Genomic DNA, 14,596 nt, shown 5'->3' on the forward strand with positions numbered 1-14,596 from the left:
GCCCGGTTCTGCGCCAGATGAGCGCCGAGCTTCGGCACGTGGACAACCATCTCGGGTGGCGGTCGGCCATCCATCAACGATACGACGGAGGACAATGATGCAGAGTCAGGATTTTGGATACGATGGATCAAGCGGCGGTCCGAGCCTTGTCAGCCACGCGATGCCCGAGGAGCGCCAGAGCTTTTTGCGCCGCACCTACATGCACCTGGCCGGCGCGATCTTCGGGTGTGTCGCGTTCATCGCGCTTTTCTTGAAGTCACCCTTCGCCGAGCCGGCGATTCAGTTCATGATCTCGTCGAACTGGCTGATTGTGCTGGGGCTGTTCATCGGCGCGAGTTGGCTCGGTGACTGGATGGCGCTGAACGTGAAGTCGCGAGGGCTGCAGTATCTGGGACTTGCGATCGGGGTCTCGGCCTACGGGATCTTGCTGACGCCGATGATCCTTATTGCGCAGTATCAGATCGGCGGGGCGATCTTGATGCAAGCGGCCTTCTTGACCCTGGTGGTTTTTGCCGGGATGACGGCGGTGGTCTTTGTGACGGGCAAGGACTTTTCGATCCTGCGCGTGGGGCTGGCGGTTGGGAGCCTGGTCGCGCTGGGGGCGATTGTGGCCGGCACGATCTTTGATTTTAACCTGGGGCTGGGCTTCTCGATCGCGATGGTCGGGCTCTCGGCGGCGATGATCGTGTACCAGACCTCGAATATGGTGCATGTCTATCGGACCGATCAGCATGTGGCAGCGGCGCTGGCGCTCTTCAGCTCGATCGGGATGCTCTTCTGGTACATCCTGCGCATTTTGATGTTTACGCGCGACTAGGTCAGAAAGCGGGAGCGAGTTGACGTTAAAAAGCCCCCCGGCGCATCGCGCGTCGGGGGGCTTTTCTCTGGGGTCACGTCGAGGCGGGAGACGCCGAGCACAATGAACGAAACGCTTGGAACGAAAAAGGCGCCTCGCATGAATGCGAGACGCCTTGATATTTGATGCTTTATATGGAGCCGATGGGGATCGAACCCACGACCTCGTGACTGCCAGTCACGCGCTCTCCCAGCTGAGCTACGGCCCCGTTTTGGAACAGGTGTTAAATTGTATGGAGCCGATGGGGATCGAACCCACGACCTCGTGACTGCCAGTCACGCGCTCTCCCAGCTGAGCTACGGCCCCGGTTAGGGATGGTTGGCTCGGTGCGCCAACGGGGAGCATGTATACGGATGGGGGTTCGGGGTGTCAACGGGTTTTTGAGGAGTTTTTTCGGGCGTTCCTAACCCCGGTCTCATCCCCCCGAAAGACCGGGTGCGTTCGGAGTGAGTCAGGGCGAACCCGGCGCGGTGGTAGAGCGGGCGGGCAACCCGGCGCTGCGGCGGAGCTCGGTGAGGATGTCGCGGTAGCGCGCGGAGTCGGGATGTTCGCTTGCCAGCTGCTGAAAGCGGGGGATGGCCTCTTCGGGGCTCTTGCCGTGAACGTCGAGGCGGGCATGGGCCAGGGCGACGTCGTAGTCGGGGATGATGGGGCTCACACGCGAGAGAAAGCGGCGGCGAGTGCGAACATCAAAGGCTTCGGCGTCCTCGATGCGCCAGCGCGTGAGCATCTCGTATTCGTAGGGCGCCATCTGCAGTCGGGTGGGCTGAATGGTGTGGATGATTTCGGCGAAGCGGTAGCGCTGCAGGATGTCGAAGATCAGGCGGCTGGATGGCGTCTTCCAGACGGCGTCGTCGGTGAGCAGGTTATGCTCTCGCAGCACCGGGACGACGTTGCCGCAGTGCTCGCGGTAGGAGGCAAAACGGGGCAGCGCGGGAGCGGTCGACGCGTCTTCCAGGGTGAGCGCGCCGCGTCGGACCGCGGCGAGGAGCTCTTCGAGCGAGGTGGCGCAGGCATCGAAGAGTGACGAGCCGAGCGGGACGAAGCCGCGCGGGCCGGTGGCCGGCACCAATGAGGCGCTGAGCTCGTCGATTCGGGCCTGAAGCGCGCGGGCGTCGATGGGGTCGGCGTCGCTGAACTGCGCGCGGTTGGCATCTTTGATCGCGTTGAGAAGGGCCTCATGCTGCGCTTGATGTTCTGCGGAGAGCTCCACCTCTTCGTCATGCACCTGGCGCGCCCGCTGCAGCTCCTCGGCGTCGATGATCAAGGGGGGGAAGTCCAGGCCGCTCCTGACCTGGGCGGTGTCGTCACCTGCCCACTGAGGTTCGGGGGGAGGACCGAAGGCCTTCCAGAGCAGGGCGCCGATGACGAGAAGCGCGCAGCCTGCCAGGGCAACGGCGATCGCCGGCGACATGGCGGGAGGGGCCGGGGGTCTGGGGGAATGCATGAAAACTCCACAAATGTGTTCGACAGCTCCAGGTGGGTGAATAAATCTTCACCCCTGCGGATTTCGATCCGCGTGGCACTATGGTATCCCGAGGCACCTTAGAGAAGAAAGCGTGTGCGGATCGTCTCCCTTGAAGAAGTCGCCCCGAGGCGTTGAGAGAGGACTATGTTAACCGAGATCTTGTTGGACTTCGCGCTGATCGGCGCAGAGTGGGTGCTGTGGCTGCTGATTTTGCTGAGCTTTGCAAACATCTATGTGGTGATCGAGAAGTTGCGCTTCTTCTACCAGCGCAAAGTCGACGTGCATGAGCTGCGCCTGAAGTTTGAGGAGCGTCTCCGCGCGGATGACTTCGACGCCGCGGCGAAGTTGCTCGAAGGCAACGACGCGATGGAAGCGCGCGTGGTGCTCTTTGGGATGCGAGGGCTGGACCGGGGACCCGAGGCGGTTGAAGATCTTATGAACGGGGCGATGGCCTCGGAGCGGACGCGTTATGAGCGTCTGATCAGCCTGCTTGCGACCACCGGCAATAACGCACCCTTTATCGGCCTCTTTGGTACGGTGCTGGGGATTATTGGAGCCTTTGCCGCGCTTGGGGAGGCCACTGAGGAGGCCAACCAGGAAGTTATGGCGGCGATCTCGGAGGCGCTCGTCGCCACCGGCGTGGGCCTTCTGGTGGCGATTCCGGCGGTCATTATGTTCAACGTCTTTCGCCAGCGCGTGAAGAAGAGCGGGGCGCAGACCGAGTTGATGTCGCGGACCTTGCTGGCGCACCTGCGCCGCAATGACTGAGGTTAAGGAGAGGTCATGGCAGGCATGTCTGGAGGCGATGACGACGACGTCATCTCGGCGATCAACATCACGCCTTTTGTCGATATCATTCTGGTCGTTTTGATCATCTTTATGGTCACGGCCACGTATATCGTGCAGTCGCAGATCCCGATCGACCTTCCCAAAGCGGCCTCGGGCCAGGCGGAGGTCAGCACCACCCTGGCGTTTCAGGTCACCTCCGAGGGGCAATACGCCATGGACGGGGAGTTCTTGAGCCTGGATGCCATCGCCGAGCAGGTGCGTGCACAGGCCGGCGAAGATGCCGAGCTTCGAGCCGTGATCGCTGCCGATAAGAAGGTGGAGTACGGCAAGGTGATTGACCTTGTGGATACGATCAAACTGAACGGGATCGCGAAGTTCGCCCTGAACATCGACCGCAAAGAAGAGCAGGCAGACGGTGAGCGCTGAGACGTCGAGGAAACCGCAGCCGATGCACCACCTCGCCGATCCTCTGCAGGAGTCGAGGGTGGGTGCCGGTCAGCGCACTCGCCGCGTTGTTGTCGGCGTGATTCTGACGCTGTTGACCCATGCGGCCGCAGGCTTCGGGCTGGTGACCTTTGCGCCCCTGCTCAACGTCAAGCCGGCTGCCGAGGAGCCCGAGGACGAGCTCGTCGAGGTCGACTTTGATTACGTCGAGCCTGAGCCGGAACCTGAACCGGAACCCGAGCCTGAACCCGAGCCTGAACCCGAGCTCGAGCCTGAGCCTGAACCCGAGCCTGAGCCTGAGCCTGAACCCGAGCCTGAACCTGAGCCTGAACCTGAACCTGAACCTGAGCCTGAACCTGAGCCTGAAGCGGAACCGCAGGCGGAAGCCGAAGACGTTGAAGACGAGGCCGCTGGCGCGATGGATCCGGTGCACCTGGAAGGGTTGACGATGGAGTCGACCGTGGAAGGGGGAGAGGGGCCCGCGATGAAGATCGGTCAGGGCATTGACTCCGGTCGGATCACCAACCGCTATGTGGACCCGAACCGTTTTGGTGAGATTAAGACGCGTCCGGACGCGCGTGGCGACGGGCGAGGGACGGGTATGGGCGATGGCACGGCCTCGTCGGAGGGGTGTGAGGACACCGAGGCCAAAGTGCTCAACCAGGTCGAGGCGGACTACACCGTGCTCGCAAGACGTCGGGGCGTAGAGGGGCAGGTGGTGTTTCTGGTGACCATCGGCCGTGATGGCCGCGCGTCATCGGTGGAGCTGGTCGACGGGCTGGGTTTTGGCCTGGATGAAGCCGCCGAGGCGGCGATCCGCCAGTGGCGCTTCGAGCCGGCGACGCGCAACTGCGAGCCTGTGAGTTCTCGACGCCGTGTGGCCTATGAGTTCGAGATCTCCGAGTACTGACGTCGCGCGGAAGCCCCTGCCGGGTGCGTTGCTTCCGCGCGAGGGTGGTGCTAAGGTCGCCTTATTCAAGAAGTTTCCGGGGTTGTACGTCGTCGAGCCGCGTGTTGCGGTCTCGGCTGCGCCGTTGTCTGGAATGCGCGTTCGATGCAGGGCTCGACCTGTGCTTGAACGACGCAAGCGGGGAGGTTTTTGGCGTGTTGTGACGCTGTACGCCGCGATACCTGAACAAAAGTTCCACATTTTGTTTGACTCTGTGGATATGTGCAGTAATTCTTTGTTCAGTACTGAGCGAGTGAGCGGTATCTTCGTGAATCCACGGATGGAGGCGTCAAGATGCAGACCGAGAATCAAGAGCGAGCAGCCGAGATCGCGCGACCGAAACGTTCGCTGGGGGCAATCCTGGAGCGTCAGATGAAGCGAGAGGAGCGCCGGAAGTGGGAGTTCCCGCCGGACTACACCCACGGTGAGGTGACGCTTGGTGAGGCCTACACCGCGCTGGGGGAGCGTTGGCTGGAGCAGGCGATCTTTGTCAGCCGGGTGCGCGATGAGGTGCTCGGAGAGGTGGTCACGGTGGGGTGTTTTGAAGACTACTTCCTCACCGTGGAGCAGTGGGTCGAGGGGGACGTCGAGTCGCTGGAAACCTGGTGGCAGGCGCGTTCGGCCGGGCGCTCACGAAGTGTCGGTTTAAGCACGTTGGGGGACAGCGAGCCGCTTGCTGACCTGGCCATCGAGGTGAGCCCGTCGCGTCTGCAGGCGCTGGAGCAGGGTGTGCTGGGCGTGACGCGGGAAGGCGGGGTGGCCGATGAGTCGCGGGCGGGTCGGCAGCGTCGAGCTCGGGTGGATCTGTTGAGCCTCATCGCGTTGACGGCGCGGCTGGCCGAGCGCGATGCGGTCGCGTGAGGGCGAGGCGTCTTCGGGTCGCGTGGTGGAGCGCGACCTGGCTTGAGGGTGGGGCGTCTCACGTCTAGGATGCGCCGGGTTGCGGCAGGGAGCTGCGCCGGGTGACTCCGAGACGAGGTGAGGCGTTGAGACGCGAGGATGAAGGAAAAGGGGCGATGCGGCGGGGAGGTGTGTGGTGGCCGCATCGCGAGGTGGAGCTTCCGACGGAGGTTCCAGCGATTGATGTGCTGATCCCGGTTCTCAACGAAGAGGAGAGCCTGCCGCTGGTACTCGATGCCATCCCCAGGACGTGGGTGCGCCGGGTCGTCGTGGTGGATAATGGCAGCGAGGATCGCAGCGCGGAGCGTGCACGCGAGCGGGGAGCCGAGGTGGTCGTGGAGCCTCAGCGGGGCTACGGAGCGGCGTGCCTGCGCGGACTTCGGTATCTGGCTGAGGACCCGCCCGACGTCGTGGTGTTTCTCGACGGGGATTTTAGCGACTTTCCCTCCGAGCTTCCGCGGGTCGTTGAACCTATCTTGAAAGGGGAGGCCGAGCTCGTGATTGGCAGTCGAACTCTGGGTGCGCAGGAGCAGGGGGCGCTGCTGGTGCAGGCAGTCGTCGGTAACAAGCTGGCGTGTGTGTTGATGGAGCTCATGTACGGCTATCGATTCTCTGATCTGGGGCCTTTTCGCGCGATCACCTGGCAGGCGCTGCAGGGGCTGAAGATGCGCGATGAGGACTTTGGCTGGACCGTCGAGATGCAGATTAAAGCCGCTCGCCGGGGGATCGGTGCGGTGGAGGTTCCGGTGAGTTATCGCAAGCGGGTGGGGGTCTCGAAGATCACCGGTACGCTGAAGGGCACCGCGCTGGCGAGCTATAAGATCCTCTACACGCTCTTTGCGCAGTATGCTCTGGAGGTCTCGGATCCCGGTCGCAGAGGAGGAGCAGATGGCTGAGCATGCGCATGATGAGATCGTGATCTTTGCGAAGGCGCCGGTGGCCGGGCGGGTGAAGACGAGGTTGCAGCCCGCGCTCAGCGAAGATGAGAGCGTGGTGTTGTACCGGGCGTTTGTCGCCGATGTGCTGGAGTTGGTTGGCGGGTGGACAGCTCAAGAGGAGCATCGCCGCGCGACGCTGGCCTGGAGTGGGAACGATGACGCGATGACGTTTCAGGCCGCTGAGTGCCTCGACATCCAGAGGGTGGAGCAGGGAGAGGGCGACCTCGGCGCGCGGATGCGTCGTGCGATCGAGGAGGCGCGAGCGCGGGGGGCGGGGCGAGTTGTGATAGTTGGCACAGACTCACCGACGCTCTCGGAGGCGCATCTCGATCTGGCGTTTGACGTGCTCCAGCGTCGCGATGTGGTGTGGGGACCATCGTTTGACGGGGGGTACTACCTGGTGGGAGTCAACACCCCGAGTGTCTCCGGGGGCCCGGGGGCGGAGGGTGTGATTTTTGAGGGTGTCGCCTGGAGTACAGAGTCGGTGCTCGCGCAGAGTTGGGAGCGCGCCAGCGAGGCGGGTCTCTTGTCGGATTTGTTGGGCTTCTGGTACGATGTCGACACCTTCGAGGACGTCAAAACGCTCGAATTTCATCTCCTGGAGTACTTGCAGAGCCAGGGGTTTGAAGGGGCTCGACATACCCGCGAGGTGCTTTTAACGTGGCGTCATAGCGGACGGTTAGCGCGCTGAGACGCGCGCCGGTGCCCGTGAATCCGCAGGCTTTTCAACTTCCTTCATCGGTCAGGGTAGCTCGTGAGTGAAAAAGGTGTTCGTCAGTGCGCCGCAGGGATGGTCTTGTTTCGGGAAGGCGAGGAAGGCAACCGGATGTACGTGATCAAGTCTGGGAGCGTGCGCCTGACCAAGCGGATTCACGATACCGAGGTGGTGGTCGAAGATCTCGGCGCTGGCGAGTTCTGCGGCGAGCTGGCGATGCTTGGTGAACCGCGCCGCCCGGTGAGTGCGGTGGTCACCGACGATGCGTCGGTGATTCAGGTCGACACCGAGCAGTTCGAGGAGATGATCAAGGGCAACTCGGATATCGCTCTGCGGATGCTTAAGAAGCTGACTCAGCGACTGACTCAGGCTCAGTACCGCGTGTCGAATCTGGTGCTGCGCACCAATAAGGCGCGGGTGCTGCATCAGCTTCGTGCGGAGACCCAGCGGGTCAAGCGCGTGGAGGGGGCCGGGGAGTCGGCGCCGATTCCGGCGAACCTGGCCGACGTGCTCGCGCTGGAGATCGGAGAGGTTAAGCAGATCCTCAATGAGCTTGTGCGCGACGAGCTGATCCTCATCGACCGCCGCGGTTATTTCGAGATTCTGGATGGCGAAGCGTATGACCGCTACCTGCGTTATCTGGAGCTGCAAGATCGCTTCGCGTTCCATTGAGTCATGCAACGAACGATTCGCAGCGCTGGGAGACGTTGAAGCGACGACTTTTTGAGCAGAATCGCTTTACGATTAAGCTGGGGTTGGAGCGCATGCGCGCGGCGCTGGAGGCCGAGGGGCATCCGGAGCGTTGCGCGCCGGCGATCGTGGTGGCCGGTACCAACGGTAAAGGTACGGTTGCGTCATCGCTGAGTGCAATTCTCGGGGCGCATGGCCTGCGGGTGGGGTTGTATACGAGCCCGCATCTGGTGGGATTTGAGGAGCGATTTCGGGTGGGCGGGGTGCCGCTGACGCCGGCGCAGGTGTTGCCGGTGCTGGAAGACGTGTACGCGCGCTACGGCGATGTGGAGCGGGTGGGGGACGAAGCGCTGACCTTCTTTGAGCTTACGACGCTGATGGCAGCACGCCTTTTTGAGGCGCAGCGCGTGGACGTCGCCATCTATGAGGTGGGGCTGGGAGGGCGTCTGGATGCGGTCAACGCGATCGAGCCGGCGTTGAGCGTTATTACGACCATCGATCGCGACCATGAGGCGTATCTGGGAGATACCCTGGAGGCGATTGCCGGAGAGAAGGCCGGGGTAATGCGCGCGGGGGTGCCGGTGGTGATCGGTGAGCAGGAGCACGTCGAGGCGTTTGAGGTGTTGTGGGCCCGGGCGTCGGCGGGGCCGCGCTACGCGCCGAGGTTGGCTGCGGCGGAGGACGATGTCGCGGGGGCGGAGCAGTCGTGGGTTGCGCGACGGCATCACGTGGCGGCGCGCTGTGCGGCGCGTGTGTTCCTGGGCGATGACCATGATGACGCGGCCACACAACGAGGGTTGAGGCGCTGGAGGTGGCCGGGGCGGATGGAGCGACGCGACGTTGTTGGTGCGGATGGGCGCCTTACGCGTTTGCTGCTGGATGCGGCGCATAACCCGGCGGGGATCGCGGCGCTGCGCGCGGAGCTTGATGGAGGAAGTGCCGAGGAGGTCGGGGCGGTGGTGTGGGGGGCTCTCGAAGATAAGAAGCAGGAAGGCCTAAATGCGTTGCTCTCGGAGCTGGGAGTGGGGGTCTGGGCGGCGGCGATCGACACGCCCCGCGCGCTCGGTGAGGAGGGCCTGCGCCGGCATGTGCCCGAGAGGCTCTTGCGTGGTGTGGGGGATGCCGGGTGGTGTTTGCGCCAGGCCATCGCCGCGTGCGGTGAGGACAAGCTCGTGCTGTGTTTCGGGTCGATCTACCTGCTGGGCGAGCTCTATGAGGCGCTGGGCCTGGGCGCGGCGGATATGGTCACCGAGCGTGCGGCCCCGGGCGATTGAGCTACATTGAACGTCGGGGGGCGGTGATTATGTTCGCCCAGGTCCACAGTTGGAGTGCTGTCGAGATGACGATCTGCAGGCAGTGCTCGCCCTAAAGGAGTGTCCTATGGTTGAGCAGAACGAGTTTGAGTCGAACCCCGAAAAAACCGCCTACCACGATAACAAACGCGAGCTTCTGCGCCGCGGGCGTGAAAAGGGCGAGTTGAGCTGGAGTGAGATCCTCGAGGCGCTTCCCCAGGAGCATCTTGGTGAGGTGGAGATGGAGGTCTTTCTGTTCACCTGCCGTCAGATGGGGATTGAGGTTAAGGGCGCTCCGAGCTGAGCGCCAGGTTCATAACTATCTTATGACCACCAACAAAAAAGCCGGCCCGAGAGGGCCGGCTTTTTTGTTGGATCCACAACCTCCCGAAAAGGGAGGTTGTGGGTGTGATGCGTTCAGTTCCCGCTGTCGGAGCGGTTTCCGTAGAAGGTGCCGTCCAGGATGGAGGGCTGGCTTTCGGTGCTAAAGCGGAACTCAGCTTCCCACTTGCAGCGAAGCTCGGGGGTGCCCAGGGTCTGGATGAAGGGCAGCGGGTAGCCAGGCCAGCCACTGTTGGCCGAGGCCCCGGGCGGGTAGACGGCAGGCTGGTAGATCTCGCAGGGCTCGCCGGTAGGTGTGCCGATGCGGAAGTTGTCGCTGGAGTCGGCGACCAGGCTGTCGTTGACGTAGTCGCGGACGGTGTCAGCCGCTTCGTCCTGAAGCACTTCGCAGGCCTGCACGACGGCGTTGTAGAGGGTTTGGCCGGGATTGGAGACTTCATCAGCCAGACCTTCGCAGTCGATGAGCTCTCCGAGCATGGCCTCCAGAGAGTCGATGGGGGTCGGGGCGTCGGCGAAGAGGCGGGGGAGCAGGACCCTCTCGATGACGGCGAGGATGAGGTTACCGTACTGAAGGGTGAGCGGGTGCTTGTCGATTTCCAGAGCGGTGGCGCCGATCATGGTCGCGCCGAAGTTGCCGAAGACGGCGCTGCCATTCTCGCCCACGTCGAAGGAGCGAATGCGGACCTCGGAGCAGGAGGCGGACTGATTTTCACAGCCGCGGCTCCATGTCAGGACGATGTCGTTCCAGAGCTGGCGGTTGTTCTCGGGGAGAAGCACCGCGGTGGCCTGACCGCTGGCCAGATCAATGACGGGCTGCTCGTCGATGATGATGGACCCTTCGACGACGAAGGCCTCCAACATGCTGACGACATCACCGATGATTTGCTGGCCATCGACGGCCCACGGCGGCAGGAAGCCTTCGATCGCGTCATCGAGGAAGTCGAGGGCCAGCGCCATCAAGGTGCCGTTGCTCTGGAAGTCACGGAGGGTGTCCGCGAAACTCCCCAGCGAGTCACCGGCGAAGTCGAGCAGGAAGTCGAGCAGGCCGCGTGTGCCGCCGTCGCAGTAGTCGATGGTGGCCGGGCAGCCCAGGACAAAACGAGCAGGGCTCTCTGCCAGCGTGCCGATGAGGTCGATGACTTCGCGTACTGAAGGCGGAAGGCCGCTGCGCAGGTCAAAGGCGTGGGTGACCTGGTAGGTGCCGGCGATGGTGGGGAAGTAGTCGAAGAGCTCGATCTCGACGACGGTGCTCACGCCGTTTTGCACGGGCGGGTTGTTCTCGGAGCAGCCAACGGCGACGCTGACCTCGCGGGTGCCGACGTTCTGAATCGCCGAGCCGATGATGGTGTAGGCGGTGTTGTTGGCGACCGAGGGCAGGATGACGTCGTTGATGGAGCCGTCGGCGTTGACGGTGGCGTTGCGCACGAAGTCGGCGCTGGGCCAGAGGCCATCACGGTTGAAGGCTTCCTCGGCCGCGTCACAGGTGACGGTGGGCGGGAGGAAGAGGGTCTCGACGGAATCGAGCACCGCCGAGCCGGCGTGCTCGTACTCCACGATGTAGGAGGCGGAGTCTTTGGCGTTGATGCCCATGTTGAATTCGAGGGCGTTGACGCCTTCCTGATCGACGGTGGCTTCGACGCGGATGGTGCCGGTGGCGGTGTTGGGGTCGCCGCCGGTGCGCACGGTGGTCGAGGCGATGCCGTTGTCATCGGTGATGTCGTTGGCCGCCGAGAGGGTCGCGCCCTGGGCGCCGACCACGGTCTCAAGGGCAAAACCCACCATGGCGTTGCGGATGGGGTTTCCGTCGGCGTCGACCAGGCGCACCGAGATGGTGGCCGAGTCTTCGACCGCCAGGGTGCGGGTGCAGGCGAGCTGTGCGGCGTCGCAGGGCTCAACGTGCTCCAGGCGGCTGGTGCCGGGGATGTCCGGTTGCTCGTGATCGCGAGGATCTTCGTCGGTGGGCACGTTTACCGTGCTCTCACCGCAGGCCATTGTCAGCGAGAGGCCGCCGGCGGCCAGCAACGCGAGCAACTTTGTTGTGTAGCTTCCCATCATCTCTTTCCTCCGCAACGCGCCGCGAGCGACGTGTTGTTCGTGGTGAATTGGCACGTCGTAGGACGCGCAAACGTAAATCCAGGTGCAAGTGCAGCAGCGAAGCATTGCGCGGGCAGAAAACGTCGCTGCCTGCTGAGCTTATACTGTAGGTTAGCCGTGAGTATACCGAGGGGGTGTCGGTGGTCAAGGCGGCGATGAGGTTCGCGTAAAACCTTGTTGAGCCGGGGATCACTCTAAAAATGAGTGCGTTAGACGGGCTCGGTCTGCTGAATCCAGGTCGGCGGGGTGGTGGCCTTCTGGAAGAGCGCCTCGGGAGTGATGGCCGGGCTAAAATAGAATCCCTGGCCGTAGTGGCAGCCCATGGTGCGGAGCAGTCGCCACTGCTCGCGGGTCTCGATGCCCTCGGCCAGGGCATGCATCGCGAAGCTCTGTGAGAGCGTGACGATGGAGCGCACGATGCTGGCGTCGCGCTCGTCTCCGGGGAGGTCTTTGACAAAGGATCGGTCGATCTTAAGGGTCTGGACCGGGAGTTGCTTGAGACGCTCCAGTGACGAGTAGCCGGTGCCGAAGTCGTCAATGGCGACGCGCAGGCCATGCTCGCGGAGCTGGCGCACGACGCGGGCGGTGTGCTCAGGGTCGGCGAGGATGGCGGACTCGGTGAGCTCCAGGGCGAGGCGGTCGGCGGGGATGTGGGCGTTGGCGATCGCGGCGAGGATGCGCTCGACGATATCGCTGCGCAGGAACTGGAGTGGGGAGAGATTGACGGCGACTGAGACGTCGAGGCCCGCGCCCTGCCACAGGGCGATTTGCCGGCAGACGCGCTCCAAGACCCAGTCGCCGAGCGGGACGATCAGGCCGGACTCTTCGGCAGCGGGGATGAATTCGGCCGGCGAGATGCTGTGTCCCTCGGCGTTGGTCCAGCGCAGCAGAGCTTCGGCACCGGTGATGCTGCCACTGTGAAGATCGATGATGGGCTGGTAGGCCACACGAATCTCACCGCGTTCGACGGCGCCATGAAGTTGGGATTGCAGCGCGAGGCGGCGCTGCTGACGCTCGGCGAGCTCGCCGGCGTAGAGTGAGAAGTTGGCAGGGCCGGTGTCTTTGGCGTGGGAGAGGGCGCGGTGGGCCTGCTTGAGCAGGGTGGTGGCGTCGGTGGCGTCGCGCGGGAAGGAGGCGATGCCGATGCTTGCGCTCAAGAAGGAGTCCTGGCCTTTGATGCTGAAGGGGCGGCTGAAGGCGCTCTGAATCGTGTGGGCGTGCGACTCCAGGGAGTCGTTTTCTGGAGAGGGCATAAAGACGACGAACTCATCCGCGCCGATGCGGGCGAGGATGGCGTCGGGGGGCATCAGCGACTGGAGGCGGTCGCGGGCGTCGAGGAGCAGCGCGTCGCCGGCGTCATGGCCCAGGATATCGTTGACGAGGTGGAAGCGGTCGAGGTCGACGTAGAAGAGGGCGGCGCTGGCGTCGGGGTGTTGGGCGATGTGGGCCTCAATGGCTTCGAGGAGGCCGTGCCGGTTGGGGAGGGTGGTGAGGCTGTCGTTGTAAGCGAGGAAGGTGAGGCGGTCCTGGGCGATCTTCTGCGCGGTGATGTCGGAGATCACGCCGGTGATGGCCACCGGGTTGTGATCGGCGTCGCGTTCAACGTGGCCGCGGTCTTCGAACCAGCGGGTGCGCTCATCGTTGCGGTGGATGCTGCGGTAGCGCACGACGTAGGTCTCGTCGCAGGCGATGGCGTGTTCAATGGTGCGACTGATGCCCTCGCGGTCGTCGGGGTGGATGCGGGAACGCCAGAGCTGAGTGTCTTCGTAGAAGGCGCGGGCGGGGTAGCCGAGCAGGCGCTCGGTCGCCGGGCTGATGAAGGTGGTGGCGAAGTCGGGGAGGCTTGTGCGGTAGAGGATGTCCGGGACGGTGTCGATGACGTCGCGGAAGCGGGCCTCGGAGGTGCGGGCTTCCAGCAGGAGGGCGTGGCGGTGCAGAGCGACGCCGAGCTGGCGGGCCACGGCGTTGAGCATCGTGATGTGGCGTGGCGTAAGTTGGCGTTGCTCGTCGCGGGTGGCGATGATGAGTGCGCCGCAGCTCTTCTCGTCGCGCACAATGGGGACGCCGGCGATGCGGCGGACACCCTGATTGCGGTAGTAGGTTGCGATGTCGGGGAGCTGGCGCGAGGCGAAGGTGCCTGCCTCGACGAGATGCGTTGCGAAGGTCAGGTCGCAGGCATCGTCGTCCCCACGGGGTAGTCCGCGGCTCCAGATCACGCTCAACGTCGATGTCTCGGGCGTGAAGAGGGCTACTTCGCCGAGTTCGAAGTCGGTGAGCTCGGAGGCGGCGCGGAGTGCCTTGTCGCCGAGGGTGGCGATGTCGCTCTCGCTGGCGAGCTCTTCGGTGACGGCGCCGATGCCTTCGAGGTGCGCCTCGGCGCGGCGGACATCGCCGATGTTGAGGAAGTCGGCGACGTAGCCCGTGAGCTGGCCGTCGTCGTCAAAGAGGGGGGCGAGCGTCAGGTGAACTTCGACGTGATGGTCGTGATGGATGGGGTAGGCGAGCTCGGCGGCGAAGCTGCCGTTGGAGCGAGACCTCTCCAGGGCGTGGTTCAGCGAGATGGCGTCGCGGCTGTCGAGATGGTTCAGCGGGCCCAGCGAGGTGCCGAGGAGCGTGTCGGCGGGTTGGTGAAGAAGTCGGCAGAGGGCGGGGTTGACGTCGACGAGCGCGCCCTGAAGGTCGAGGAGCGCGACGCCATTGGCCATGGTGTCGATGATGCGGCCGATGTGAGCGTCGCGGGTGACAAGCTGGCGTTCGACGGAGTGAAGCGCGACGAGGTGACGGCGCAATAAGACGTAGAGGAGCAGTCCGCTGGCGACGATAAAGAAGAGGCCTTTCAGCGTCTGCGCGAGCTCGCGGGAGGCGGGGGCGGTGAAGATAGCGTTGACCAGCGCGTCGCTGACGAGAATCCAGAGGGCCGCTAGCAGAATATAGGCGAGTGCCAGGCGGCGATTGAAGGTCCGGGAGGATTCACGAGGAAGGGGAGGGCCGACAAGGTCGGAGGGTGACGTCAAGGCGCTGAGGCGACCGGTAGCGCGTGGATCGCGTAAGGATCGCGGATCAGAAGGGCGCGCGTGGTCGTTGGCGTTCATCGGCGAGGGGCCTGTGCAGGTAGGCTC

13 protein-coding genes and 2 tRNA genes are annotated in these 14,596 nt (G+C 63.8%); 10 read left to right on the top strand and 5 right to left on the bottom strand.

What is annotated here, in order from left to right; translation table 11 throughout:
- Positions 1–97 precede the first annotated feature (97 nt).
- The gene (locus FRC96_RS09420; protein ID WP_230470073.1) at positions 98–817 is read left to right on the top strand and encodes a Bax inhibitor-1/YccA family protein; all 720 of its coding nucleotides are present in this window, start codon (positions 98–100) and stop codon (positions 815–817) included.
- A 174-nt stretch (positions 818–991) separates the two neighbouring features.
- On the opposite strand, the gene FRC96_RS09425 is transcribed toward FRC96_RS09420, so the two are convergent.
- From FRC96_RS09425 to FRC96_RS09435, 3 genes are all read right to left on the bottom strand, one after another.
- Positions 992–1,064 (bottom strand) — tRNA-Ala (locus tag FRC96_RS09425).
- 25 nt (positions 1,065–1,089) lie between these two features.
- A tRNA-Ala gene (locus tag FRC96_RS09430) sits at positions 1,090–1,162 on the bottom strand.
- Between the two features lie 145 nt (positions 1,163–1,307).
- Positions 1,308–2,303 (bottom strand): hypothetical protein, encoded by a 996-nt coding sequence (locus FRC96_RS09435; RefSeq protein ID WP_146974244.1) that lies wholly within the window; start codon positions 2,301–2,303, stop codon positions 1,308–1,310.
- Positions 2,304–2,468: 165 nt separating this feature from the next.
- Between FRC96_RS09435 and FRC96_RS09440 the strand changes: the two genes are divergently transcribed.
- The 9 genes from FRC96_RS09440 to FRC96_RS09480 all read left to right on the top strand — a co-directional run bounded on the left by FRC96_RS09440 (position 2,469) and on the right by FRC96_RS09480 (position 9,345).
- On the top strand, positions 2,469–3,092 hold the full coding sequence (locus FRC96_RS09440) for a MotA/TolQ/ExbB proton channel family protein (protein WP_146974245.1): 624 nt from the start codon (positions 2,469–2,471) through the stop codon (positions 3,090–3,092).
- A gap of 15 nt (positions 3,093–3,107) precedes the next feature.
- Entirely contained in the window at positions 3,108–3,539 is a 432-nt protein-coding gene (locus FRC96_RS09445; protein WP_146974246.1) for an ExbD/TolR family protein, read from the top strand.
- Between the two features lie 22 nt (positions 3,540–3,561).
- Entirely contained in the window at positions 3,562–4,467 is a 906-nt protein-coding gene (locus FRC96_RS09450; RefSeq protein WP_146974247.1) for an energy transducer TonB, read from the top strand.
- Positions 4,468–4,878: 411 nt separating this feature from the next.
- Positions 4,879–5,367, top strand: a complete 489-nt coding sequence (locus FRC96_RS09455; RefSeq protein WP_146974248.1) for a hypothetical protein — start codon at positions 4,879–4,881, stop codon at positions 5,365–5,367.
- A 125-nt stretch (positions 5,368–5,492) separates the two neighbouring features.
- Positions 5,493–6,302: a glycosyltransferase family 2 protein gene (locus FRC96_RS09460; protein ID WP_230470074.1), complete on the top strand. Its 810-nt coding sequence runs from the start codon at positions 5,493–5,495 to the stop codon at positions 6,300–6,302.
- Complete coding sequence (locus FRC96_RS09465; protein ID WP_230470075.1) at positions 6,295–7,035, top strand: TIGR04282 family arsenosugar biosynthesis glycosyltransferase; 741 nt, start codon at positions 6,295–6,297, stop codon at positions 7,033–7,035. Before FRC96_RS09460 ends, FRC96_RS09465 begins: the two co-directional genes overlap by 8 nt.
- A gap of 63 nt (positions 7,036–7,098) precedes the next feature.
- On the top strand, positions 7,099–7,731 hold the full coding sequence (locus FRC96_RS09470; protein ID WP_283808915.1) for a Crp/Fnr family transcriptional regulator: 633 nt from the start codon (positions 7,099–7,101) through the stop codon (positions 7,729–7,731).
- A 35-nt stretch (positions 7,732–7,766) separates the two neighbouring features.
- Positions 7,767–9,023, top strand: a complete 1,257-nt coding sequence (locus FRC96_RS09475; protein ID WP_146974251.1) for a bifunctional folylpolyglutamate synthase/dihydrofolate synthase — start codon at positions 7,767–7,769, stop codon at positions 9,021–9,023.
- A gap of 106 nt (positions 9,024–9,129) precedes the next feature.
- Positions 9,130–9,345, top strand: a complete 216-nt coding sequence (locus tag FRC96_RS09480; RefSeq protein ID WP_146974252.1) for an RNA polymerase sigma factor region1.1 domain-containing protein — start codon at positions 9,130–9,132, stop codon at positions 9,343–9,345.
- A 113-nt stretch (positions 9,346–9,458) separates the two neighbouring features.
- Here FRC96_RS09480 and FRC96_RS09485 read toward each other — a convergent pair whose 3' ends face one another.
- Both FRC96_RS09485 and FRC96_RS09490 read right to left on the bottom strand, forming a co-directional pair.
- On the bottom strand, positions 9,459–11,438 hold the full coding sequence (locus FRC96_RS09485; RefSeq protein ID WP_230470076.1) for an Ig-like domain-containing protein: 1,980 nt from the start codon (positions 11,436–11,438) through the stop codon (positions 9,459–9,461).
- A 248-nt stretch (positions 11,439–11,686) separates the two neighbouring features.
- On the bottom strand, positions 11,687–14,491 hold the full coding sequence (locus FRC96_RS09490; protein ID WP_230470077.1) for a bifunctional diguanylate cyclase/phosphodiesterase: 2,805 nt from the start codon (positions 14,489–14,491) through the stop codon (positions 11,687–11,689).
- Between the last annotated feature and the right edge of the window lie 105 nt (positions 14,492–14,596).

It is taken from the genome of Lujinxingia vulgaris (assembly GCF_007997005.1).
Taxonomy (GTDB): Bacteria; Myxococcota_A; Bradymonadia; order Bradymonadales; family Bradymonadaceae; genus Lujinxingia.

Coding starts and splice junctions, on each gene's coding strand:
- FRC96_RS09480 (WP_146974252.1), top strand. CDS start 9,130: ATGGTTGAGCAGAACGAGTTTGAGTCGAACCCCGAAAAAACCGCCTAC.
- FRC96_RS09420 (WP_230470073.1), top strand. CDS start 98: ATGCAGAGTCAGGATTTTGGATACGATGGATCAAGCGGCGGTCCGAGC.
- FRC96_RS09445 (WP_146974246.1), top strand. CDS start 3,108: ATGGCAGGCATGTCTGGAGGCGATGACGACGACGTCATCTCGGCGATC.
- FRC96_RS09485 (WP_230470076.1), bottom strand. CDS start 11,438: ATGATGGGAAGCTACACAACAAAGTTGCTCGCGTTGCTGGCCGCCGGC.
- FRC96_RS09440 (WP_146974245.1), top strand. CDS start 2,469: ATGTTAACCGAGATCTTGTTGGACTTCGCGCTGATCGGCGCAGAGTGG.
- FRC96_RS09450 (WP_146974247.1), top strand. CDS start 3,562: ATGCACCACCTCGCCGATCCTCTGCAGGAGTCGAGGGTGGGTGCCGGT.
- FRC96_RS09465 (WP_230470075.1), top strand. CDS start 6,295: ATGGCTGAGCATGCGCATGATGAGATCGTGATCTTTGCGAAGGCGCCG.
- FRC96_RS09435 (WP_146974244.1), bottom strand. CDS start 2,303: ATGCATTCCCCCAGACCCCCGGCCCCTCCCGCCATGTCGCCGGCGATC.
- FRC96_RS09455 (WP_146974248.1), top strand. CDS start 4,879: ATGAAGCGAGAGGAGCGCCGGAAGTGGGAGTTCCCGCCGGACTACACC.